The sequence below is a fragment of the Prochlorococcus marinus CUG1433 genome (assembly GCA_017644425.1).
Lineage (GTDB): Bacteria > Cyanobacteriota > Cyanobacteriia > PCC-6307 > Cyanobiaceae > Prochlorococcus_A > Prochlorococcus_A marinus_U.
On the sequence record JAEPLN010000001.1, the window covers coordinates 1,063,136 to 1,087,014 of the forward strand.

Annotated in this window: 24 protein-coding genes and 1 tRNA gene; 19 read left to right on the plus strand and 6 right to left on the minus strand. The window is 30.7% G+C overall.

Features of this window, described 5'->3' with window-relative positions:
• Positions 1–2 precede the first annotated feature (2 nt).
• A complete protein-coding gene (locus tag JJ842_06000; GenBank protein MBO6971463.1) occupies positions 3–1,427 on the minus strand; it encodes an NADP-dependent isocitrate dehydrogenase in 1,425 nt (474 codons plus the stop codon).
• 210 nt (positions 1,428–1,637) lie between these two features.
• Here JJ842_06000 and JJ842_06005 point away from each other — a divergent pair, with 210 nt between their 5' ends.
• Genes JJ842_06005 through JJ842_06025 form a run of 5 tightly spaced genes read left to right on the plus strand, consistent with a single transcriptional unit; the run spans position 1,638 to position 4,821 of the window.
• A complete protein-coding gene (locus JJ842_06005; protein MBO6971464.1) occupies positions 1,638–2,069 on the plus strand; it encodes a hypothetical protein in 432 nt (143 codons plus the stop codon).
• Positions 2,070–2,126: 57 nt separating this feature from the next.
• A complete protein-coding gene (locus JJ842_06010; protein MBO6971465.1) occupies positions 2,127–2,837 on the plus strand; it encodes a heme oxygenase (biliverdin-producing) in 711 nt (236 codons plus the stop codon).
• Between the two features lie 5 nt (positions 2,838–2,842).
• Positions 2,843–3,553 carry a 15,16-dihydrobiliverdin:ferredoxin oxidoreductase gene (locus tag JJ842_06015; GenBank protein MBO6971466.1) on the plus strand — a complete coding sequence of 237 codons (711 nt, stop codon included), beginning with the start codon at positions 2,843–2,845 and terminating at the stop codon, positions 3,551–3,553.
• Positions 3,554–4,315, plus strand: a complete 762-nt coding sequence (locus tag JJ842_06020) for a phycoerythrobilin:ferredoxin oxidoreductase (protein ID MBO6971467.1) — start codon at positions 3,554–3,556, stop codon at positions 4,313–4,315.
• A gap of 32 nt (positions 4,316–4,347) precedes the next feature.
• Positions 4,348–4,821: a low molecular weight phosphotyrosine protein phosphatase gene (locus JJ842_06025; protein MBO6971468.1), complete on the plus strand. Its 474-nt coding sequence runs from the start codon at positions 4,348–4,350 to the stop codon at positions 4,819–4,821.
• Between the two features lie 2 nt (positions 4,822–4,823).
• On the opposite strand, the gene JJ842_06030 is transcribed toward JJ842_06025, so the two are convergent.
• Positions 4,824–6,356 carry a bifunctional pantoate--beta-alanine ligase/(d)CMP kinase gene (locus JJ842_06030; GenBank protein ID MBO6971469.1) on the minus strand — a complete coding sequence of 511 codons (1,533 nt, stop codon included), beginning with the start codon at positions 6,354–6,356 and terminating at the stop codon, positions 4,824–4,826.
• Positions 6,357–6,454: 98 nt separating this feature from the next.
• On the opposite strand from JJ842_06030, the gene JJ842_06035 reads away from it, so the two are divergent.
• From JJ842_06035 to JJ842_06050, 4 genes are all read left to right on the plus strand, one after another.
• Positions 6,455–7,498, plus strand: coding sequence for a phosphoribosylformylglycinamidine cyclo-ligase (locus JJ842_06035; GenBank protein MBO6971470.1), 1,044 nt, complete (start codon positions 6,455–6,457; stop codon positions 7,496–7,498).
• A 134-nt stretch (positions 7,499–7,632) separates the two neighbouring features.
• Positions 7,633–8,277 (plus strand): histidine phosphotransferase, encoded by a 645-nt coding sequence (locus JJ842_06040; protein ID MBO6971471.1) that lies wholly within the window; start codon positions 7,633–7,635, stop codon positions 8,275–8,277.
• On the plus strand, positions 8,264–8,431 hold the full coding sequence (locus tag JJ842_06045; protein ID MBO6971472.1) for a hypothetical protein: 168 nt from the start codon (positions 8,264–8,266) through the stop codon (positions 8,429–8,431). The genes JJ842_06040 and JJ842_06045 overlap by 14 nt, the downstream gene beginning before the upstream one ends.
• Positions 8,432–8,602: 171 nt before the next feature.
• A complete protein-coding gene (locus tag JJ842_06050; GenBank protein MBO6971473.1) occupies positions 8,603–8,995 on the plus strand; it encodes a tetratricopeptide repeat protein in 393 nt (130 codons plus the stop codon).
• 113 nt (positions 8,996–9,108) lie between these two features.
• Here JJ842_06050 and JJ842_06055 read toward each other — a convergent pair whose 3' ends face one another.
• Both JJ842_06055 and JJ842_06060 read right to left on the minus strand, forming a co-directional pair.
• Entirely contained in the window at positions 9,109–9,396 is a 288-nt protein-coding gene (locus tag JJ842_06055) for a hypothetical protein (protein MBO6971474.1), read from the minus strand.
• A gap of 298 nt (positions 9,397–9,694) precedes the next feature.
• Positions 9,695–9,765: transfer RNA gene (locus JJ842_06060), tRNA-Cys, on the minus strand.
• Between JJ842_06060 and JJ842_06065 the strand changes: the two genes are divergently transcribed.
• Both JJ842_06065 and JJ842_06070 read left to right on the plus strand, forming a co-directional pair.
• Complete coding sequence (locus JJ842_06065) at positions 9,730–11,037, plus strand: hypothetical protein (GenBank protein ID MBO6971475.1); 1,308 nt, start codon at positions 9,730–9,732, stop codon at positions 11,035–11,037. The two genes, JJ842_06060 and JJ842_06065, sit on opposite strands and share 36 nt — an antisense overlap.
• Before the next feature lie 35 nt (positions 11,038–11,072).
• Positions 11,073–11,339: a hypothetical protein gene (locus JJ842_06070; GenBank protein MBO6971476.1), complete on the plus strand. Its 267-nt coding sequence runs from the start codon at positions 11,073–11,075 to the stop codon at positions 11,337–11,339.
• Positions 11,340–11,342: 3 nt separating this feature from the next.
• Here JJ842_06070 and JJ842_06075 read toward each other — a convergent pair whose 3' ends face one another.
• Complete coding sequence (locus JJ842_06075) at positions 11,343–11,978, minus strand: ribonuclease D (protein MBO6971477.1); 636 nt, start codon at positions 11,976–11,978, stop codon at positions 11,343–11,345.
• Positions 11,979–12,142: 164 nt separating this feature from the next.
• Between JJ842_06075 and JJ842_06080 the strand changes: the two genes are divergently transcribed.
• Complete coding sequence (locus JJ842_06080) at positions 12,143–12,700, plus strand: cofactor assembly of complex C subunit B (protein ID MBO6971478.1); 558 nt, start codon at positions 12,143–12,145, stop codon at positions 12,698–12,700.
• 28 nt (positions 12,701–12,728) lie between these two features.
• On the opposite strand, the gene hemF is transcribed toward JJ842_06080, so the two are convergent.
• Positions 12,729–13,757, minus strand: coding sequence for an oxygen-dependent coproporphyrinogen oxidase (gene hemF, locus JJ842_06085; GenBank protein ID MBO6971479.1), 1,029 nt, complete (start codon positions 13,755–13,757; stop codon positions 12,729–12,731).
• Positions 13,758–13,916: 159 nt separating this feature from the next.
• On the opposite strand from hemF, the gene JJ842_06090 reads away from it, so the two are divergent.
• From JJ842_06090 to ppc, 7 genes are all read left to right on the plus strand, one after another.
• A complete protein-coding gene (locus JJ842_06090; GenBank protein ID MBO6971480.1) occupies positions 13,917–14,987 on the plus strand; it encodes an Mrp/NBP35 family ATP-binding protein in 1,071 nt (356 codons plus the stop codon).
• A 3-nt stretch (positions 14,988–14,990) separates the two neighbouring features.
• Complete coding sequence (gene rodA / locus JJ842_06095) at positions 14,991–16,259, plus strand: rod shape-determining protein RodA (GenBank protein MBO6971481.1); 1,269 nt, start codon at positions 14,991–14,993, stop codon at positions 16,257–16,259.
• Entirely contained in the window at positions 16,259–17,623 is a 1,365-nt protein-coding gene (locus JJ842_06100; GenBank protein MBO6971482.1) for a HAMP domain-containing histidine kinase, read from the plus strand. The genes rodA and JJ842_06100 overlap by 1 nt, the downstream gene beginning before the upstream one ends.
• 109 nt (positions 17,624–17,732) lie before the next feature.
• Positions 17,733–18,155, plus strand: coding sequence for a photosystem I reaction center subunit II (locus JJ842_06105; GenBank protein MBO6971483.1), 423 nt, complete (start codon positions 17,733–17,735; stop codon positions 18,153–18,155).
• Between the two features lie 59 nt (positions 18,156–18,214).
• Positions 18,215–19,735, plus strand: coding sequence for an anthranilate synthase component I family protein (locus JJ842_06110; protein MBO6971484.1), 1,521 nt, complete (start codon positions 18,215–18,217; stop codon positions 19,733–19,735).
• Positions 19,736–20,854: a glutamate--cysteine ligase gene (gshA, locus tag JJ842_06115; protein MBO6971485.1), complete on the plus strand. Its 1,119-nt coding sequence runs from the start codon at positions 19,736–19,738 to the stop codon at positions 20,852–20,854.
• 53 nt (positions 20,855–20,907) lie between these two features.
• Positions 20,908–23,877: a phosphoenolpyruvate carboxylase gene (gene ppc / locus JJ842_06120; GenBank protein ID MBO6971486.1), complete on the plus strand. Its 2,970-nt coding sequence runs from the start codon at positions 20,908–20,910 to the stop codon at positions 23,875–23,877.
• Positions 23,878–23,879 lie beyond the last annotated feature (2 nt).

The following is a 23,879-nucleotide window of genomic DNA, read 5'->3' on the forward strand; positions in this document are numbered from 1 at the left end:
AATTAGAAATTTGAGATAATTTCTTCAGCAAAACTGCTGCAAGATAAGGGTTCTACTTTTGGTTCCATTAAACGTGCTAGATCATAGGTGACTTTTTTTTGCTCTATTGCCTTACTTAAACCATTAGTAATTAAGTTAGCTGCCTCATCCCAACCAAAATATTCAAGCATCATTACACCACTAAGAATTACTGAGCCTGGATTAATCTTATTTAAACCTGCGTGTTTTGGCGCAGTACCGTGCGTAGCTTCGAAAATTGCTGCATTATCTCCAATATTTGCACCAGGAGCCATACCTAGACCACCAACAATTGCTGCAGCTGCATCAGAAACATAGTCTCCATTGAGATTTAAGGTTGCAAGAATTGAATATTCTTGAGGTCTAGTTTGAATTTGTTGAAATATACTATCAGCTATCCGATCATCAACAAGAATAAGTTCTCTCCATTTTTCATCTCCGTGAGAATGTGATATTGATGCAATAACTTCTTTAATTTCTTCGCAAATGAATGCTTTTTTGTTATTTGTAAGCTTGTCAAAACCTGGTTCAATTTTTCGAGCATTATTTTCAATTGTAATTTCTGGATTTTTCTGAATATTATCTAAAATCCAGCTTTCTCTTTCTGTAATGCAATCTTCTCTAAATTCATTTACTGCTAATTCATATCCCCAATCTCTAAATGCACCCTCTGTATATTTCATAATATTCCCTTTATGTACAAGAGTCACATGCCTTTTATCTCCTGATAATCTTTTGGCATGTTCAATAGCTTTTCTAATATGCCTTTGGCTACCAGATTTACTCACCGGTTTTATTCCAATACCTGACCCTTCTGGTATGAATCTATTTTTTAAATTTTTACTTTTTGGTATGACAATGTTATTTAAGTGATTAATTAATTCAAGACAATTATTATCCTCCGCTTCCCATTCAATTCCCATGTAGATATCTTCAGTATTTTCTCTGTAAACAATAACGTCTAAATTTTGGGGATTTTTGTGAGGGCTTGGAGTTCCTGAATAATATTTGCATGGTCTAACACAGCTATATAAATCAAATATTTGCCTTAATGCAACATTAAGAGATCTAATACCTCCACCGATAGGAGTCGTTAAAGGACCTTTGATGGCTACACCAAAGTGTTTGATGGCTTCAATAGTATCTTGAGGGAGGTAGTTATAAGTTCCATAAAGTTCACAAGCTTCATCGCCTGCATAGACTTTAAACCAATTAATTTTTCTTTCATCTCCATAGCTTTTTTTAATAGCTGAATCAAGAACGATTTGAGTTGCAGGCCAAATATCAACTCCAGTTCCATCACCCCTAATAAATGGGACAATTGGATTATTAGGAACATTAGGTTTGCCTTGGTTAAAAGTTATTATCTCGCCTTCATTAGGTAAAGTTAATTTTTCAAATTTTGGCATAGCATTGAATTAATAAAAGATAACTCATTGAAGTTCCTCGTATTGTAATTTGCGATGAGTTATTTTCTTTAAAACCTAGAAATTTATTATTCAAATGTGAATAGAGAATAGTTTATTGATCAGCATTTCAACATCTTTATTAAAAGAAAAAGTAGTTAATAAGCAAGTTAAAGCAAATTATGTCATTTTCAAAAAAATACTCAGCTACTTATGAATGCGAGTTCAAATGTAAGTAATGTTGAAATAGCTAATAAAATTGCTTCCACTGCAGCTTTGTTTCGGAAATATTTTCCAGATGCAAGCGTAAACTTTAGTCCCTGGGATAATTTAAATAATGAATCCATGCAAGATACTATTGATTTTGCTTTTCATTTCCCTGGTTGGAGTCCTCTTATTGAATGTAGAGCAATACTCTTACAATTAAGAATTGAAAATGATAATAATGGCAGAGTTCCGAAATTGTTGGGAATAATAATGCGAGGTATGATTGTTCCTTCCGAGAGATGGAGAGTGGCTACCATCGGTGATTGGGAAATGACTGGTACTCATTTACCGCAAAAGGAACAAAAAGATAACCTTTTTTTGGTTTGTAAAGAACTTTATAAGTTATTCTCTACAACATCTGCTGGTAACAAAAATTAGCTGTTTTATGTATTTTCCTAGTAGATTAAATACACTTACAAAAATAATTCAAAATATATGGCAGTTGCTCTTGCAGGACAATTAAGAGAAGGGACAAAAAAATCCCATACTATGGCTGAAAATACTGGCTTTGTGGCTTGTTTTTTAAAAGGAGTTGTTGAAAAAAAATCTTATAGAAAATTAATTAGTGATTTATATTTTGTTTATGAAGCTATGGAAGAAGAAATTGAAAGACTGGTAAATGAAGAACATCCCGTAATAAAACCTATAGGTTTTAAATCGTTATACAGGAAAGAAACTCTTGTAAATGATCTTAAATTTTATTTTGGTGAAAACTGGAAGAATGAAATTAATATTTCTCACTCAGCAAAAGAATATGTTGAAAGAATACGAGAGGTCGCAAAAAATTCACCAGAGCTATTAGTTGGTCACCACTATACTCGCTATATAGGAGATTTATCTGGAGGGCAAATCTTGAAAAGGATCGCTAAAAAAGCATTAAATTTGCAGGGAAATGATGGTTTAAATTTTTATGAGTTTGAATTAATTGCTGATGAAAAGAAATTCAAGGAAGAATATTCCCTTACTTTGAATCAACTTCCAATAAATCAAAAGACTGCTGATCAAATTATTGATGAAGCTAATCAAGCTTTTACTTACAATATGAAAATGTTTAAGGAGCTTGAAGGTAACTTGATTGCTGTTTTAGGCAAGATTGTATTCAATTACATTACAAAAAAAGTCAGGAAAGGAAGTACCGAGACCTAATATTTATGTTTGATTCATTAGTTGATTTCCTGAAAACCAATATTGATGAATTAAATGGTCATGAAGTACAAATATCTAGCGAATTTAAAGAACATCATAATGATGACTCAAAATATATTATTAAGAATTGGCTTTTTTCATCTCCCCAATATAGAAAGTGGCGAATAACAAGATTAGATGGTGGCAAAAAACTGCAAGTGTTTAATACGGTTGCATATCCTAATTTTGATAGTGAAATGCCTATTTTAGGAGCTGATATTTTATGGTTTGGAACTTCTCAAAAGTTATTAGCAATACTTGATTATCAACCTTTAATTCAAGAAGGCAAATATCTCGAAAAATATTGTTCAAGTTTAGGTATTATTAAAAAAAAATATTCTGCATTTGATAATAATAAAATGAAAAATATATATGATTCAAAAAAGTATTTTTCGCCATGGGTAATTATATGTAGAGGAAATAAATTAAATCTTGATAGAGATTTAAATAATATATTCCATTCATTTGTAAATAATTATTTGAACGTTCACAAATCGAATACTGTTAATCAATTCTTAAATGCAGAAGAAATAAAGATTAATCAAATTAAATATGATAAGTATAGTTTTGAAAAAGATCCTGCAGATAAATTGTTTAAATCTTTTTTTGGAGAAAAATGGACAAAAAAATTTGTCAATAAATTCCTTTTTACATTAAATAATGAGATTATTTATTGAATGTTAATACAAGATACTATTTTTTACAGGCCAGATTGGAGATGGCATAATTTTTTAAAATATTTAACAAATAATTTAAGTAAATATAACTGTTTAGAAAAAATAATACCCTCCGAATATTCTTATAAAGATTCAACTTATGGTTCAAAAAAATCAAAAAAAAATGTGAATCTCTCTACTTGGGGTGTAACGCATAAAAAAAGAATTCAATTCGCAAGAGCAGTGTGTATAAATAGTCCAAACTATTCTGTTTTAAATTTTTTAATTATTCCCAATACTATTTATAACGTCCCATTTTTTGGAGTAGATTTTGTTTCTCTACCTAATAGTTATTTATTAGTGTTAGATTTTCAGCCCTCATTAAAAATACAAACTCAATATAATAATCAGCTATTAGAAAAACTTATCAAACTCAAAAATAATTGTCATTCATCACTCCCATTAGCTGAAGAAATGTCTGCGGATGTAGCTAGATTTTTTTCTCCAGGAGCAATATGGTCAAAATTACCTAAAGAAGAAAGAAGTGATTTTTTAATTGCTAATCAGCTTTATACGTCATTTAAGGAATATCTTGATTTGTATTTGGAAATTCTTTTCGAAAGCAAAGAAGTGAATATTGAACTGCAAAAAGAATTAATAAACGGTCAAAATAATTATTTGAATTATAGAAGAGATAACGATCCAGCCAGGCCAATGCTGTCGAGTTTGTTTGGTAAAGAATTTACTGAATCTTTAATTAAAGAAGTTTTATTTACTACTTAAAAGTCTTATAATTTATTGAAATTTGAAATCATATGAAAAAAATTTCTGTTCTTTTTGTATGTTTGGGAAATATTTGTAGGTCTCCTGCAGCAGAAGCTATTTTTATAAGTCTAATTGAAAAGAAGGGATTAAAAGATGGCTTTATTGTAGATTCTGCTGGAACTGGGAGTTGGCATATTGGAAAAAAAGCTGACTCTAGGATGAGAATTGCGGCAGAAAGAAGAGATATAAATATCTTAAGCAGGGCTCGTCAAATTACCAAAAAAGATTTTGACAAATTTAACTACATTCTTGCGATGGACGATTCAAATTTTAGAAATATTCAAGATCTTAAAAATAGAACAGCTTCAGCTAGTTTTGCATCAATTAAAAAAATACAAGATTTTAGATCAGTTTTTAATGAGCAAGAAGTTCCTGACCCATATTTTGGAGGTGATGAGGGCTTCGATTATGTCCTTGATATTTTAGAAGACTCTGTATACGGTTTTTTGGAAAGTATTTCTTGAATTTATTTGATCTCAGTCTCTTTAGGAATCTTGTCATTATAAAAATCAATAATTTTATCCGCCACCTCATTAATTGTGTATTCATCCGTAATAATTTCTATTGCGTCATTCGCTTTTATTAGAGGTGAAATTTCCCTATTGGAATCTTCAAAATCTCTTTTCTTTATAAGTTCTTTTAAAGCATTCAGGTCTATTTCTTGTAAGTCTTTACTATTTTTATCAGATTTTCTTCTTTTTGCTCTTTCATCAATGCTAGCAGTTAAAAATATTTTAAGTTCTGCATGAGGAAAAACAGTAGTTCCTATATCTCTTCCCTCAGCTACAAGTCCGCCTGATTCTCCAATTTTTCTTTGTTCTTCTACTAAGAATTTTCTTACTTCTTTTATTGAGGAAATTTTAGAAACTATGGAGCTTATCTTTTGCGACCTAATTTCTTCAGTAACACAGTAGTTATTAACATAAACATCCTGATGTGAATTTGTATTTGACTTGAAAACAATAGATATATTTTTTAAAAAAGTCTGTAATTTTTTTTCTTTTTTATAATCAATATTTTCTTTAAGTATAAGCCAACTCAATGCCCTATACATTGCTCCAGTATCTAAATATAGAAGTTTAAGTTTCTTCGCTATTAACTTTGTTACAGTACTTTTACCTGACCCTGCAGGACCATCAATTGCAATAATCGGCCTTTTTTTCATTAGGAAAACGTGATCAATTAATCTTGTCTCTCCACATCTTATCGCACCAGCCAGTAACGAAATATTATCCTCAAGTCTCGCTTTTTGGAGGGTATAGGGGTGTAAGTGTTCTAAATATTCGATTGAAATTTTTTTTGCTGATAACTTTTTAATTATTTCGTTTAAATTGATATTTTTTTCTTGTTGAAAATTTTTTTTTGCTTCTAATAACTCACTTGAAAAAAACCTAATCAATTTCCTTTCGTCTTTTGATAAATGTACATTACGTGAACTTAAAGGAATTCCATCAAAATCTCTTTGTGTAGGAATAGATTTAATAGCAATATTTAATTGCTCTTTTAGAACAAGATTTTTTAAAATTAAAAGTTGTTGCCAATCTTTTTCTCCTAGGTAAAGATTTTTAGGCTTGATGAGATTAAGTAATCTATAAACTACTGTACAAACGCCATCAAAATGTCCAATTCGATTTAATCCACATAATGCAGAAGACAATTCTATTGGAGCTTTTAGGAATTTAATATTTTTATTATTTGGTGGATATATATCTTCATTACTTGGGATGAAGATGGCATCTGCGCCATTTGAAAAGGAGATTTTTATATCATTATCAATTGTTTTAGGGTAATTCTCTAAATCTAACTTGTTATCAAATTGAAGTGGATTAATAAAAATACTTACTAAATTAATATTAGAATTGTCATTTTTTGCTGTTGATATTAGTTTTATATGTCCATTATGAAGATTACCCATTGTTGGAATGAAGTTAATTTCACTATTAATATTTCTCCTCCAATTTTCTATTTCTTCAGTGTTCCTTATGATTACTTTCTTCACGTTGTTTTTAAAAAATAAATCTATTTGATAAATAATTACTGGACAAAAGCAATCTTCAGAGGAATATCTATATAGTGAAAGTCTATCATTTTTATTTCATGGATTACAAAACATCAGGTGTTGATATAGAAGCTGGGCGAGAATTTGTTTCCGAAATTAAACAGGCAGTTGAAGGAACTCATACATCTAATGTCATTGAAGGTATTGGCGGGTTTGGAGGTTTATTTAGAATTCCTATCGATAGTTTTAAAAAACCAGTGCTTGTTTCAGGTACTGATGGTGTTGGAACAAAATTAGAATTAGCCCAAATCAAAAACTTTCATTTTGAAGTTGGTATTGATTTGGTTGCTATGTGTATGAATGATATTATTACTAGCGGTGCAAAACCTTTATTTTTTCTTGATTATATTGCTACTGGCAAGCTTGATAAGGAACAATTATTGCAAGTTGTTCGAGGCATATCATATGGCTGCGGAGAAAATGACTGTTCATTACTAGGTGGCGAAACTGCTGAAATGCCAGGATTTTATTCAAAAAATAAGTATGATTTGGCAGGATTTTGTGTGGGAATAGTTGATGAGGACAAGCTTATAAATGGTAAAAAAGTATCAGAAAATGATTTAATAATTGCTTTTAAAAGTAATGGAGTGCATAGCAACGGCTTCAGTTTAGTAAGAAAAATAATTCAAAACAATTTTCAAATTGATAAAGAATTTGAAAAAATTTATCAATTAAATTTTTATGATGAGTTATTGAAACCTACAAAAATCTATAATAATGTTATTCACCAAATACTATCTGAAAATATAGAAATTAAAGCAATGTCTCATATTACAGGTGGTGGCATTCCAGAGAATTTACCCAGATGTATACCTTCTGATTTTGTACCTTATATAGATACAAATTCTTGGGAAATACCAATTTTATTTAAATTTTTGAGAGAAAAAGGAACGATTCCTGAAAAAGATTATTGGAATACTTTCAATCTTGGAGTAGGATTTTGCTTAATTGTTGATAAACAATTTAAAGATGCAATTTTAAATATATGTAAAAATCATGATATTGATAGTTGGGAGATTGGAAAGATAGTTCGAAAAAAAGATTCAACAGTTAGTAAATTTTTGCCTGAAATTTTAACTTGAATTTTTGCCCACTCAATTTCAATGAGTTTTAAAAATTCTTTTTTGTACACAAAAGAAAAAGTTAGGTGTAATATAATAAAACTATTACCGAATAATATCGGAAGTTTAAGTATTAAGATCTAACCTTTAATTCAATGCCTTTTGCAAATAATCAAAGAATTACACGTAGACGTAGTTCAGCAGGTCCTACTCCTCCAAAAAGGCCATCAGGTAATAATTCTGAATTAAGTGGTAGACAGGCTCAAGGCCCAAGACCAACTTTTTTGACGCTTAGAGATCATGGGAAGGTTTTTGTTGCTGATTTACCTAATTTGTCTGATGGTCAATTAGCTCATATAAGTAAAGAAGCTAATGAAGTATTAAATAGTTTGGAAAAAAGGCTTATTGATCTTGAAAATGAGCCTAATATTAGCAATCCTGAAAACGACACACTCATAAAGGCTTCTACTAAAAGAGATGTCACACTAAGGTTTATTAAATCCATAGAAGAAGAACAAGAACATAGGAAGAATAATCCTGCCTTGAGAGATGCTGCTTCTGAGTCTTTACCCAGAACTTTTCTTGAGGTTGCTAGACATAGATTGCCAGGTGCAACTTTTGATTCATTACTTCGAGAGGCTCTTGAAGCTTGTGCAGTTGATGAGAGTGCTAAAGAAAATGAAATTATTGATGAGCCCAAAGAAACTGTAAAAATAATGGATCTACCCTCTCCTAACACAAATGCATCACTTGTTGTTAGTATCGATCCAAGTGATAATTCAAAGGATGGCTCTAATTGATTCAAAAAAAGAGTTAATAAATTTAAAGGTTCAAAATAATTCAGATATTAATCTTACTTCTAAGGAAGATTTAATTTTATGTAATCATTGCAAAAGGACTGCATCAAATGGTGTTAGATGTTTAGGAATGTGTGTAGCCGATAATGATTACTAAAATAATTAAACTTATATTGAAAATAATCTGATGCAAATAATTACGTGATTAAAATAATCTCACACATACTATTCCTTTATTTCTAAGGTAGGAAATAAAATTGATTTGAAAATAACTTTCATAAAAAACTCATTAGAATAAATTAATCTTAAGTCAATTAATAATTTTACTTTGAATAAGTTTTTTCAATTTAATTATTTTTTTGAATTAGGACAGATATTTCATGACTGTACTGCTTATCAGATATCAATAGAATATTTGGATAAAGCAATTGAATTAAGTACTTATTTGCCGATAAATGAAAAACGTCTTGTGAATATATATGAATTAAGAGGTAATTCAAAGATTAGGGTGGGTAATTATTGGGACTCAATAAGTGATTTTTCTAAAGCGATTAAAATTAACCCTAATGATTCTTTTTTATATTTTTGGAGAGGTTTTGCTTATGAATCTCTTGAGGAATATCCTAAAGCCGTGAATGATCTTAAAATTGCTCAGCATTTAGATCCAGACTTTGGATTAACAAAAAGTCTTTTGGATTATTTGGAGGAAAAAGATTTTTAAATAACATTTCAATTAAATTAATCTTTAGGTGAAGTTCATTTAATTGCTTCCTAGTCGGCAAGTTAAAAGTAAATATTTCATGAAAAATATCGATTTGAAAAATAAAATATTTTTTAATCTAATTTAAAAGATGCTAAACAAATATTCTTTTTATTTTTTTCTAAGCATTTAGTTAATTTTGCTTTACGCACTTTCTCTACTTCCTCATCAATGCATACTCTTAAATAATTTTTTGCACTTTGAGGAAAACCTATTTTATTATATTTAACCCAATTTGATTTTTTTCCTGTACACTTTTTTGCTATTTGATTGTATGTCAAGGGTTTATCTTTAACTCCAAGGGCATAAGCGTTAGTAGGTATTGCAAAAACAAAAAATAATGGAATTAATAACTTTCGCATTTCGTAATATCAAATTATTCTAAATTATACATTTACAAATGTTCTTTAGACCGATTTGATTTCTAAAAATTTGATATATCATTTAAGTAACGAAAAATTTTCGTATTTAATGAGTTAAATATTTCCCTAATAGTCTGCAAGTGAGATAATGAAATAATTACAAATATTCTGGAATCAAAATTTGGTTAAATTGCCGACTAGAAATTCCACTAATTTTTCCTTAAAAAAATGTATAGTAGACATACAAAATTGAAGGTTTTAGAGGGTTTTATAAGGAATTTAGTATCAAAATTAAAGAAGGCGGCACCCAGATTCGAACTGGGGATAAAGGATTTGCAATCCTCTGCCTTACCACTTGGCCATGCCGCCGAAAAAGATTCCAATGAATCTTTTTATGATCTTAACAGTAAGAAGTCTCATTCTCTATTATTTATATGTAATGGTCATGGAGAAGATGTAATCGCATCAGAAATAATAAAAAGATTACTAAAAAAAATAAAAAATAAAAATATTGAAGTTTTGCCTTTAGTAGGAAATGGAGATGTATTTAATTCCATAAAATCAAAGAATTTTCGTAAAATAGGATATTTAAAAGATCTGCCTAGTGGAGGTTTTAGTAATCAAAGTCTGAAGGGATTTGTGCTTGATTTGTTTGCAGGATTTTTAATCGATAATTTAAGAAATTATCTACTTGTAAAACAGAAGTTAAAACATAACTGCAAAATTATCGCCGTAGGCGATTTCTTGCCATTACTTTTCGCTTGGAGTTCAGAATGCGAATTTAGTTTCATTGGAACTCCCAAAAGTGATCATACTTGGAGTAATGGGCCAGGTTGGGATTTAAGCGATTTTTATCATAAGTTGAAAGGTTCTGAATGGGACCCATGGGAAATATTTTTAATGAAATCTCCAAGATGTAAAAATTTAATTATGAGAGATACAATTACAGCTAATAATTTGAATAGAAAAAATATTGATGCAAAATACTTTGGTAATCCTATGATGGATTTTGTTAATGCAAAAAACGAGAAGATATCAAATATTATTTCTTTTAAGAGGATTATTTTATTAGTTGGAAGTAGATACCCTGAAGCTCTTAAAAATCTTGATAATTTTCTTGATTGTTTGCAGGATTTTGATTTATCGAAGGATTTGGTAATACTTTTGCCTTTAAGCATTAACGCGCATGTGATTCAAATTCACAGTTATTTAAATAAATATGGTTTTATAAAACAGAGTAAAGTTAAATTTCTAATTGATGAAGATTCAGTATGGAAAAAGAAAGATCAATATGTAGTGATTGGAAAAGGTAAATTCAATTCATGGGCCAGTATGGCAGAAGTTGGCTTGTCTAATGCAGGAACTGCTACAGAGCAAATTACTGGCCTTGGAATTCCATCTCTTTCTTTACCTGGAAGTGGTCCACAATTTACAAAATCATTTGCAAAAAGGCAATCAAGATTATTGGGAGGCAGCGTTTTAGTTTGCAAGAACAAAAAAATTCTTTTAAAACGTTTAAGTTTACTTTTGAAAAGAAAAGTTGATAGGCTAGAACAAGCAAAAATTGGAAAAAAAAGAATGGGAGAATCCGGAGCAAGTAAGAAAATCGTAGATGCCATTAACCTTCATTTGTTATCTTAGTAAATGGCAATAGCATATTAATTTTTAATTCTTTTATGTATCCAATAAATGATCGGCAATATCTAAAAATTTGTGCAGAAATTGCAAAACTTATGAGTATAAGCTTATCTTCTGCTAAGAAGAAAGTAGAAATTCAAATTGCAAAAGAAGGTTCGAAAACTATTCAAGAGAAAATACAAGTTGCTCAAAATGTCTTAAAAATTTGTGTAAAAAATGATGGAGATAAATTAAGTTCTTCAAGAATACTAGATAAGCTTATGGAAACTCTTGATGGTGAAGATAATTTTTTAACTGAAGATTGATTCTTAATGTTCAAATATATTTGAGAATTTTAGTATATCTAAATCAGCATGTACAGATACTGTTTCAAAACATTTTTGAGCTAATTCATATCTATTTTCTCTTTCCAAGATAACTTTTAATTTATGCATCGCTTCAATTAAATATCTAACATCATTTGCTGCATAATCTAATTGATCTTTTGTTAAATCTTCGTTGCTACCCCAATCACTACTTTGAGAGCTTTTATCCATTTCTATGCCTAGTAATTCATTTATTAAATCTTTTAAACCGTGTTTATTTGTATATGTTCTTGCCAACTTACTGGCAATCTTTGTACAAAAAATATTTTTTGTATTAATTTCAAGATTGCATTTTAGAGCTGCTACATCAAATCTTGCGTAGTGAAATATTTTTGTAATTTTGTCATTTTCAAGAAGTGATTTTAAATGAGGTGAAGAAGAGGTATTAAGTTCTATTTTTATACAGGATGTTTTGCCAGATTCATTACAGATTTGTACTAAACACAGTCTATCTCTTCCATGAATTAACCCCATTGCTTCAGTGTCAATAGCTAGGTACGATGATTTTTTATAAAGATTGTATAAATCCGTAGTTAAATCGCTATAAAGAAAATCAATATTTTTATTTTCAATAGTCATTTTTGATAAGTATTTAAAGTAATTTAAGATTTAGAATATTACTTAAGATTTGATTTAATTAAGAATTTTTATCTAATAAGGATATTTTACAGAATAATTCAAAAAAATTATAATATGAAGTAACTTTAATTTTTATTTTCGAGTTAGAAGAAAAAATTTATTTGATGTCCTATTCCTTAAATTCAACATTATTGCTAACAATTCTCTTGGCCATAGGATTATTTTTTTTTCTTAGGGCTTCTAGTAAAGATAGAACTACAATCGTTGAGATTTCATCTTCTCAACAGCCAGTTAAGGTTTTAAACGGTTTATGTGAATGGCTTAATTTGAGGGGATGGAAGCAAACAGGAGGAGATTATGAACAAAGAATTTTAATATTCAAGGGTCAAGTTGTTTCTAGTAAATTTTTAGCAATTTTTTTAGGTTTTCTTGGCGGTTTTGGTTCTTGTGCCTTGGGATTAGTAATTATTCAAATATATCCTGAATTAGGTTGGTGGCCTATTCTTTTGGGATTAATTGGGGGTCCTTTGTCTGGAATTGTTTATTTTAAAAAATCAGCAAGAGAGGAGAAATTTGAATTAAGGTTGATGAACGAAAATGAAAATGATTCAACTTTCATGAGACTAAGAGCGCATAGGGATGAATTAATCTCTTTAGAAAATGAACTTGGAGAAAAACTTCAATTAAAAAGTGACGGTTCTTTATTTAAAACACCTATTTAAGATACATTAAAATTTTATTCGATAAAATCTAATCAAAAATATTATTCTCCATACAGAATTTCTCTAACTCTTTATCATTTAACCAATCTTGGGGTTTTGTAAAAATTGATGTGAGCAATTCCTCTCGAGAATCTTTTTTAGCTTTATATCCATATTCCCATCTAGCTAAAGGCGGTAAGGACATTAATATAGATTCAGTTCTGCCATTTGTTTGTAGTCCAAAAATCGTACCTCTATCCCAAACTAAATTGAATTCGACATATCTACCTCTTCGATAAAGCTGGAATTCTCTTTCCTTCGATGAAAATGTTTGAGAAGCTCTTTTTTCAATAATGGGCAAATATGAAGGGAGAAACGCTTGCCCACAGTTTTCTGCTAAAGAAAATAAATTATCCCAATTTAAATTAGATCTGCCAATATTTTGTGAAGCTTTTGATGCCTCTCCATTTTGATTATTTCCTCTATAAATATTGCCTGAGCCATCTTGATAATCATAAAAAATGCCTCCTATCCCTCTAGATTCATTTCTATGCTTCAAGAAGAAATATTCATCACACCATGGTTTGAAAACTTTATGTAAATCTTGATGAACTTTTTCACAAGCTTTTTTATGCTCGTTATGAAAATTCCTTACATCAGAAAGATAAGGATAATATGGGGTTAAGTCTGCACCTCCCCCAAACCACCAAACAGGACCAGCCTCGAAATATCGATAATTCAGATGAACTGTAGGAATATAGGGATTCCTTGGATGCAAAACCATAGAGGTTCCCGTAGCAAACCATTCATGACCTTTTGCTTCGGGCCTTTGAGAGATTATAGATTGAGGTAATTCTTTTCCCTGTACTTCAGAGAAATTAACGCCTGCCTGCTCAAAAATAGAACCATTTTTCAATACTCTTGATCTTCCACCGCCACCTTCGTCTCTTAGCCAGGATTCCTCTGTAAATTTCCCTTTGCCATCTACATTTTCAAGTCCCGAACAAATTTTGTCTTGGAGATTTAATAAGAGATTTTTAGTTTTTTCTCTCGAGTTTTTAGAAGGTTCTTTCAACATGTATTTAGTAAATCTTGAAGAAAAAAATTTTTTGGGTTAATTATAAGTTTCTCTTTATAATTTCTCTTAGGGGGACCTTATTGCCTATTATTTGATAGTTCGACATAGTTCTTAATCTTTTAAACAGTCGACTACCTTGTCAAAATATTAAAAAATTTAATGACCACAATAGAAGATGCGAATTTTGCTTTACAAAAAGTTCTAGATGCTGGATCACAGAAAAATGTAATTGAATTAGCTTGGATTAAAAATGTAAGAGTAAATATACCGAGAGTAATCGTAACATTATCATTACCATCATTTGCAAATTCTCAGAGAGATAGAATTGTACAAGAGGTTAGAGGGGTATTACTGGATTTTGAAGATATTGATGATGTCCAAATAGAGATAGATAATAATTCTTCCAAAACTGAATCTCAAAATCAGAGTAATGCTCCTGAGTTGCAGAAGATTGATGGTATTCGAAATATCATAGCTGTTAGCAGTGGTAAAGGTGGAGTTGGAAAAAGTACAATTGCAGTTAATCTCGCTTGTTCTCTAGCTAAATTAGGCTTGAAAACTGGTTTGCTGGATGCGGATATATATGGACCTAATACTCCCTCAATGATGGGAGTTGCCGAACAGAATCCAAAGGTTACCGAAGGAAGTGGCAGTGATCAAAGGTTAATACCGATAAATAAATATGGAATTTCAATGGTATCAATGGGTTTCCTCATAGAGGAAGGCCAGCCAGTTATATGGAGAGGACCAATGCTTAATAGTATTATCAGACAATTTTTGTACCAAGTTGAATGGAATAATCTTGATTTTTTGGTTATTGATTTGCCTCCAGGAACAGGAGACGCTCAAATATCCCTTTCTCAATCTGTTCCTATCTCTGGAGCTATAATTGTCACTACTCCTCAACAAGTATCTTTGCAAGATGCAAGGAGGGGATTAGCGATGTTTAAACAACTTGGAGTACCTTTACTGGGAATTGTAGAAAATATGTCAGTATTTATTCCGCCAGATATGCCAGGTAAAAAATATGAAATTTTTGGTAAAGGTGGTGGACAAACATTAGCTAACGAAAATGACTTACCATTATTAGCTCAAATTCCCATCGAAATTCCTCTCGTTGATGATAGTAATAAAGGTGTACCAATCTCAATAAGCCAGCCCAATAAAGAAAGTTCTGTCGTATTTGGTAATTTAGCTAAATTAATTAAGAATCAATTTATTAATGCTTAATTGATGTTTAAGAGAATTTCTTTATTAAATAACAGAGGATTTTTACAAAAAAAAGACAACTTTAATAGAGGTTTTTTATTTTCTCCGCTACTTATTATTCCTCTGTTTTTAGTTATTATTTCGGGTTTTTTGATAAAAAGTATTCAGGGTGATTTTTTAGTATCAAACTATTTAGGTCATATCGTTACTGGTTTTTTAGGTTATTTCTTAGCATTTTTTATTTCTTATATACCGTTAGAGAGACTTAGAAAGTATTTGGTTCCATTTTATTTTTCTACTTTAATATCTTTATTACTTATTTATTTTTTTGGGATTTCAGTTTCTGGAGCTCAAAGATGGCTCAACTTGGGCATCTTTTCTTTTCAGCCTTCAGAGGTAGCTAAACTTAGTACTGTATTAACTCTTGCTTTAGTACTCGACAAAAAAATAATCCTAACAATAAGAGATTTAGTATTGCCCTTACTAGTAGTAGTTATTCCTTGGTTATTAATTTTTTTTCAACCGGACTTAGGTACCTCTTTAGTTTTAATTGTTTTGACAGGTGTAATGCTCTATTGGTCTCAAATGCCCATAGAGTGGATTTTGATATTAGTGTTTTGTATTATCACATCAATACTATATCTAACCTTACCAACTCTTCTTATTTTCTGGATTCCAGTTATAGGATATCTTGCTTATAGATCTTCAAAAAAGAAAATTATTTTTTCTGCTCTCGCTATTTCGTTTCATTTATTAGTGGCAAAATTTACACCAATTTTGTGGCAATATGGCTTAAAAAATTATCAAAAAGATAGATTAGTTTTATTTTTAGATCCAAGTAGAGATCCATTAGGTGGCGGATATCATTTGATACAGAGTAAAATTGCAATTGGTTCTGGAGGATTATTTGGGACTGGTTTGCTACAAGGTAAGCTGACTAATTTGCAATTTATACCAGAACAACATACTGATTTTATATTCAGTGCCCTAGGCGAAGAATTAGGTTTTTTGGGATGCACTATAGTATTATTTTTGTTCTTTTTTCTGATCCAAAAGCTTATAAATATTGCAAAAAATGCTAGAAGCGACTTTGAATCTCTAATTGTTATTGGAATAGCCGCAACTTTTTTATTCCAGATAATTATTAACTTATTTATGACTATTGGACTAGGACCAGTGACTGGGATACCTCTTCCCTTTATGAGTTATGGAAGAACAGCCTTGGTAATAAATTTCATATCTATTGGATTTGTCTTATCTATACTAAAACGCACAAGATCATTAAGAAGTTGATGAAATCACAAGTTACCATAAAAAAAATTCAAGAGCTCCTGATTCAAGGGTCGCAGACTATACATGTGGATGATGATACTTCTAGGAGAATGTGGTGGGCGTCTTTAGAAGTAATTCAAAAAGATTTCCTTTCTCAGAATTGCAAACAGGGAGGGATTTGGGTTGCTTCTCCTTTGCCAGCTCTAAAGGAGAAAAAAATTTTTAATCAACTTCATGGTTGGTTGTGGTCCCCAGAAGGGTTCCCATACTTTCAAAAAGATAATGCTGGCTTTTTGCCAGCAAATCATTCAGCTAAGGTAACAAAAGATTTTGACTTTATAAGTAACTATAAGGTCTTAAATCTTAGTCAGAAAGATGGTTATGAACCTTTTTTGATGATAGTTACCCCAAATTTTCAATGTATATTATCAATTGTAGGAGAGAAAGACAAGAAAATCTTATTGATGAAATGTGATGAAGAAAGCTTAAAAATATCAATTGAATTAATTCATGCAAAATTAAATCAAGAAAATTACGAAGAAGGAGTCAAATTTCGTAAGGTAATCAATAGTTTGGGTAATCTTAATATTAATAATCAATTTGAGAAAAATTTTTGGCCAACATTATCAGCAAAATTGGCAAAATTGGGACCACATCACAACATACAGAATTCTTTGAGAAATGATAATAAAAATGTACAAATAACTGAAGCAAAATTGTTAAGTGCAATTTCTCATGAAGTAAGAACTCCCTTAACTACTATAAAAACTTTAATAAGTTCAACTTTAAAAAAATATAAGATGGATGATTCAATTAGAAATCGTTTAATTCAAATTGATAATGAATGTAATGAACAAATTGATCGATTTGGTTTAATTTTTAATGCTGCAGAATTGGTAAATAATGAAGTGCCTAAATTAAATAACTTAGCAAAAATCAATTTATCCGAAATTTTTAAAAAACTTGCTCCTATATGGAATAAACAATTAAATAGACGTGGAATTTCTTTAAAGATTGATATCCCAAGCCAACTGCCGCAAATTTTGAGTGATTCTGAAAAATTAGAATTAATGTTAAGCGGATTAATTGATAAAAATACTAGAGGCCTAAAAGAAGGTAGTACATTAATCTTAGAATTAAGACTAGCTGGCCAAAAACTTAAACTCCAATTAAAAATACAAAAATTAGATAGTAAGAAAAAAGAAATACTCAATAGTGACAATGGTTCTGATTTGGGACCTGTTCTAAATTGGAACCCTCAAACGGGAAGTTTACAACTAAGCCAAAATGCCACCCAAAAGTTGTTAGCTAGTTTAGGAGGACATGTTACAAAAAGGCGAGATGCAGGGTTGACAGTATTTTTCCCGATTTCAGATTCAAATTAAAACATGAAATAAGTTTTCATATATTAATTAATGTAGAAACTTTCCTTTAAATTTGAATTTTGTAAAATTAGAATGCTAATTTCTTATTATAAATAACTCAAAATCTAGAATGACGGAATCTTTAGTCGGTCAATTTCCAAAGCATATAGGTAGTACTGGGGGGTTGTTAAACTCAGCAGAAACCGAAGAAAAATATGCAATTGTATGGAATAGTTCAAAAGAGCAAGCATTTGAATTACCCACCGGTGGTGCCGCTATTATGCATGAAGGTGATAATTTAATGTATTTTGCAAGAAAAGAACAATGCCTCGCACTAGGGACACAATTAAGAGCTTTTAAGCCAAGAATTGAGGACTTTAAAATCTATAGGATTTTTCCAGGTGGTGATATTGAATTCTTACATCCAAAAGATGGTGTTTTTCCTGAAAAAGTTAATGAAGGTAGAGAAAAAGTTGGACATAACCCAAGGAGAATAGGTGAGAATCCTAATCCAGCTGGGTTGAAATTTACAAGTAAGAATACTTTTGATTAACTCCCTAAAAGTTGATATAAAAGAAATATATAATTATAATTTGGGTTGACATTATTAGTATGATCAGCTCACAAAAAGATACTTTTTTTAAGGCTTTTAAAGAAGGTAAAAATTTTATACCTATCACTCAAACTTGGCCAGCAGATTTAGAGACTCCATTATCTACTTGGTTGAAATTATCCGAAAAAGACTCTAATGGTGTTTTTCTTGAGTCAGTTGAAGGTGGAGAAAATTTGGGGAGATGGAGTGTAATTGCAACTAAACCTTTATGGGAAGCTGTTTGTTATGGAGAAGAAATAATTAAAACTTGGAATAATGGAAATATTGAAAAATACAAAGCTGACCCATTTAGCATTTTAAAAACTTGGACAAAAGAATATAAGTCATCCATCCTTGAAGATTTACCATCAATTGGACAATTATACGGTTCTTGGGGTTATGAATTGATTAATAGAATAGAACCAAGTGTTCCAATAAATAAAAGAGAAGAAAGTAATATACCTCATGGTGCTTGGATGTTTTTTGATCAGTTAGTCGTTTTTGATCAAATCAAAAGATGTATAACCTCCGTAGTTTATGCAGATACAACTTCATCAAATGATTCTTGTATTGAAGAAGTTTATCTAAATTCAATTTCTAAAATTAAGAAAACAAGACAATTAATGAAAGTTCCTCTGCAAGAAAACGATTTTTTAGAGTGGAATGATAATGAGAATTCTCATTTAAATATTCAAAGTAATTGGAAGAGAAAAGATTTTGAGGATGCAGTTCTCTCTGCAAAAGAATATATAAGAAAAGGAGATATTTTCCAGATAGTTATAAGTCAGAAATTTAGTACTCAAGTTAATCATGAACCTTTTAACTTATATAGAAGTTTAAGAATGGTAAATCCATCTCCTTATATGTCTTTCTTTGATTTTGGTTCATGGTATTTGATAGGTTCAAGTCCTGAAGTTATGGTAAAAGCTGAGAAAAATAAAAAAAACCAGATTGTTGCTAGCCTTAGACCAATAGCAGGTACAAGACCTAGAGGTAGTGACCCACAAAAAGATTTGGAATTAGAGCAGGATTTATTAAAAGATCCAAAAGAGATAGCTGAGCATGTAATGCTTATAGATCTAGGAAGAAATGATCTTGGAAGAGTTTGTGAGGTTGGTACTGTTGAGGTAAAAGATTTAATGGTAATTGAAAAATATTCACATGTTATGCATATAGTTAGTGAAGTTGAAGGGACCTTAAAAAACAATACTGATGTATGGGATTTGTTAAAGGCTTGCTTTCCAGCTGGTACAGTAACTGGCGCACCAAAAATAAGAGCTATGCAATTGATTAAAGATTTTGAAAATGATGCTAGAGGACCTTACGCTGGTGTTTACGGATCTATTGATATTAATGGAGCATTAAATACAGCAATCACAATAAGAACTATGATAGTAAAGCCCTTAAAAAATGGAAAATTTGATGTTTCAGTTCAGGCAGGGGCTGGAATAGTCGCTGACTCTTCTCCAGAAAATGAATATCAAGAAACAATAAATAAAGCTAAAGGGATACTAAAATCATTAGCTTGTTTGGATAAATAGATGACTAATAATTATCTTTACAAAGGTTTTGAAGTGGAACTTTTTACAGGCTCTCTAAATTCGCATGTTGGTGTTTCAGCTGATATCGAAAAAAATTTTTCTAATTTTGTTAAAGAGCCAGATAACAGGAATGTTGAATACATAACAACACCTGAAAAAGATTATAAGTTGTTATACGAAAAATTATTAACACCAAGGAAAAAATTAAGGAAATGGCTTAAAAATAAGGGGTTAACCATCATTCCTTCATCTACTCTTTGTTTTCAACATGATACCCAATTTCAAAGATCTGATATTGACAATATTTATCATCAATTTATACAAGATAATTATGGAATCTCTATCGCAACTTCAAGTGTTCATATAAATATAGGAATTGATGATTTAGATAAGCTGTTTGCTGCTATTAGATTGATAAGATCTGAGGCTTCTTTATATCTATCGATAAGTGCCAGCTCACCTTTTTTAAATAATAAAATTACTGATAATCACTCCCAGAGATGGGTCCAGTTTCCTAAAACACCAAGAAAAGTACCCTTCTTTGAACATCATAATTCCTATATCAATTGGATTGAGAAGAATATAGCTAATGAAAATATGCAAAATATCAGACATTTTTGGTCCTCAATCCGACCAAATGGTCCTCAAAGACCTCGAATTCTTGATCGATTGGAATTAAGAATTTGTGATTTCGTTCCAGATATTAATTTGTTAATGGGGATAACGGCTATGTTAGAGCTTAGGATTTTACATCTTTTTGAAAATATAAAAACTTTAGATCCTTTGAATGCAAGTATTTTTTCTCTTGATCAATTAGCAGAAATATGTGATCTTAATGAGATTAATAGTGCTAAAGATAGTTTGAATTCAGAATTGACTCATTGGAAAGATGGTAAAAAAGTTATTTGTAGAGATTGGGTGCAAAACTTACTTTCAGATTTATCACCAACTGCTGAAAAATTTAATATGACACATCTTTTGAAACCTATCCATATGGTGCTTGAAGAAGGAAATCAATCTATGAAATGGATAAAGCAATATGAAAAAGGGCTTTCGATTGAGCAAATTATGAAAATTTCTATCGATGATATGATCAAGAATGAACAGGAGGGTATTTGATTATTTAGATAAACATTTGAACTTAATATTTTTACTTATGACATAATGATTATATGGAATCTTTTCAGCAGATAAAAAAAAATAATGTGGATCTTATAAGTAACAATGATTCACTTGATAAAAATCGTCTATTAATAGAGGATTTATGGGAATCTGTTCTCAGAGAAGAATGCCCAGAAGATCAAGCAGTGAGATTAATTCAGCTTAAAGAATTAAGTTATTCAAAACAAATTGATGGTGATAGTTCTAAAACCTTTAAAAATGAGATCGTTAATATTGTAAATTCTATGGATTTGGCAGAATCCATTGCCGCAGCAAGAGCGTTTTCATTATATTTTCAACTAGTGAATATTTTGGAACAAAGAGTTGAGGAGGATAGATATATTCATAGCTTTACTAATAAGAATGTTCAAAAATCGCCCGATAATCTTGATCCTTTTGCTCCAGCATTAGCCAGGCAAAATGCTCCAGTAACTTTTAGAGAATTATTTTATAGGCTAAGGAAATTAAATGTACCTCCAGGGAAATTAGAAGAATTATTGCAGGAAATGGATATTAGATTAGTATTTACTGCACATCCAACTGAGATAGTAAGACATACTATTAGGCATAAGCAAACTAGAGTCGCAAACTTGTTAAAAAAAATACAAGTAGAGCAATTTTTAACAAAAGAAGAAAAAAATTCTCTAAAAACTCAATTAAAAGAGGAAGTAAGACTTTGGTGGAGAACAGATGAATTGCATCAATTTAAACCTTCAGTTTTAGATGAAGTAGATTATGCTTTGCATTATTTTCAGCAAGTTTTGTTTAATGCAATGCCTCAATTGAGAGGCAGAATTTCTGAAGCACTTTCTGAAAACTATCCAGACGTTCAGATGCCTTCTGAATCTTTCTGCAACTTTGGTTCTTGGGTCGGTTCAGATAGGGATGGCAATCCATCAGTTACTCCTGATATTACTTGGAGAACTGCTTGCTATCAAAGGCAGTTGATGTTGGAGAGGTATATTATTGCAACATCTAATCTGAGAGATCAATTAAGTGTCTCTATGCAATGGAGTCAAGTAAGTTCTTCTTTATTAGAGTCATTAGAAACAGATAGGGTTAAGTTCCCAGAGATCTATGAAGCTAGGGCGACAAGATATAGATCAGAACCTTATAGATTAAAATTAAGTTATATCTTAGAAAAATTAAGATTAACTCAAGAAAGGAATAATTTGTTAGCCGATAGCGGGTGGAAATCTGACTTAGAAGGCGAAATGGAAACTAAGAATATAGATAGAGTTGAAAACTTATATTACAAATCGGTAAACGAATTTACGTATGATCTCGAACTTATTAAAAATAGCCTTATTAGCACAGACTTAACTTGCGAGGCTGTAGATACACTACTTACTCAGGTTCATATTTTTGGATTTTCTTTAGCAAGTTTAGATATTCGTCAAGAAAGTACAAGGCATAGTGACGCTATCAATGAACTTACTAAATATCTAGATTTATCTCTTCTATATGATCAAATGTCGGAGGAAGAAAAAATTAAATGGCTCATAGAGGAATTAAATACAAAAAGGCCTTTAATTCCCTCTGACGTTAACTGGACAAAAACTACAGAAGAAACCTTTTCAGTTTTTAAAATGGTCAAAAGACTGCAGCAAGAATTTGGAAGTCGTATTTGTCATTCTTATGTAATTTCAATGAGCCATAGTGCATCTGATTTGCTTGAAGTTCTATTGCTTGCAAAAGAAATGGGACTTCTTGATCAAAATTCACAAAAGTCAAAATTATTAGTTGTTCCTCTTTTTGAGACTGTTGAAGACCTTAAAAGAGCTCCAGAAGTAATGGAAAAGTTGTTTAAATTAGATTTTTATAGATCATTATTGCCAAAAGTTGGAGAATCCTTTAAGCCTCTGCAAGAATTAATGCTTGGATATTCTGATAGCAATAAGGATTCAGGTTTTGTTTCTAGTAATTGGGAAATTCATAGAGCCCAAATTGCTCTTCAAAATCTTGCAAGTAGAAATAATATATTGTTAAGACTTTTTCATGGAAGAGGTGGTTCTGTAGGTAGAGGTGGAGGACCAGCTTATCAGGCAATATTAGCTCAACCAAGCGGAACCTTAAAAGGGCGAATTAAAATAACAGAACAAGGTGAAGTTTTAGCTTCAAAATATAGTCTTCCAGAACTGGCTTTGTATAACCTAGAAACTGTTACTACAGCTGTTATTCAAAATAGTTTGGTAAATAATAGACTTGATGCTACTCCAGAATGGAATCAATTAATGTCAAGACTGGCAGAAACATCAAGGCACCACTATAGAAAATTAGTGCATGAGAATCCTGATTTGTTAAATTTCTTTCAAGAAGTCACACCAATTGAAGAAATAAGTAAATTACAAATATCTAGCAGGCCTGCGAGAAGAAAAAAAGGTGCAAAAGATTTGTCAAGTTTAAGAGCAATTCCATGGGTGTTTGGTTGGACACAAAGTAGATTTCTTTTGCCAAGCTGGTTTGGAGTTGGCACTGCATTATCATCTGAATTAAATGCTGACCCAAAACAAATTGAATTATTGAGAGTTCTACATCAAAGATGGCCATTTTTTAGAATGCTTATTTCCAAGGTAGAAATGACGTTATCTAAGGTGGATTTGGAAGTTGCAAAATATTATGTTGATACTCTTGGTAGCAAAGAAAATAAAGATTCTTTTAATCTCATTTTTGAAGTAATTTCTAAAGAATATAATCTTACAAAATCTTTAATACTTGAAATTACGGGTAAAAATAAGCTCCTTGAATCAGATAGAGACTTAAAATCATCAGTAAGCTTGCGAAATAAAACTATAATTCCACTGGGATTTTTGCAGGTTTCCCTTTTAAGAAGACTTAGAGACCAAACAAGACAACCTCCAATAAGTGAGTTTCTTATTGATAAAGATGAATCTAGAAGATCTTATAGCAGAAGTGAACTATTGAGAGGGGCACTTTTGACTATTAATGGGATAGCAGCTGGCATGAGAAATACAGGTTGATA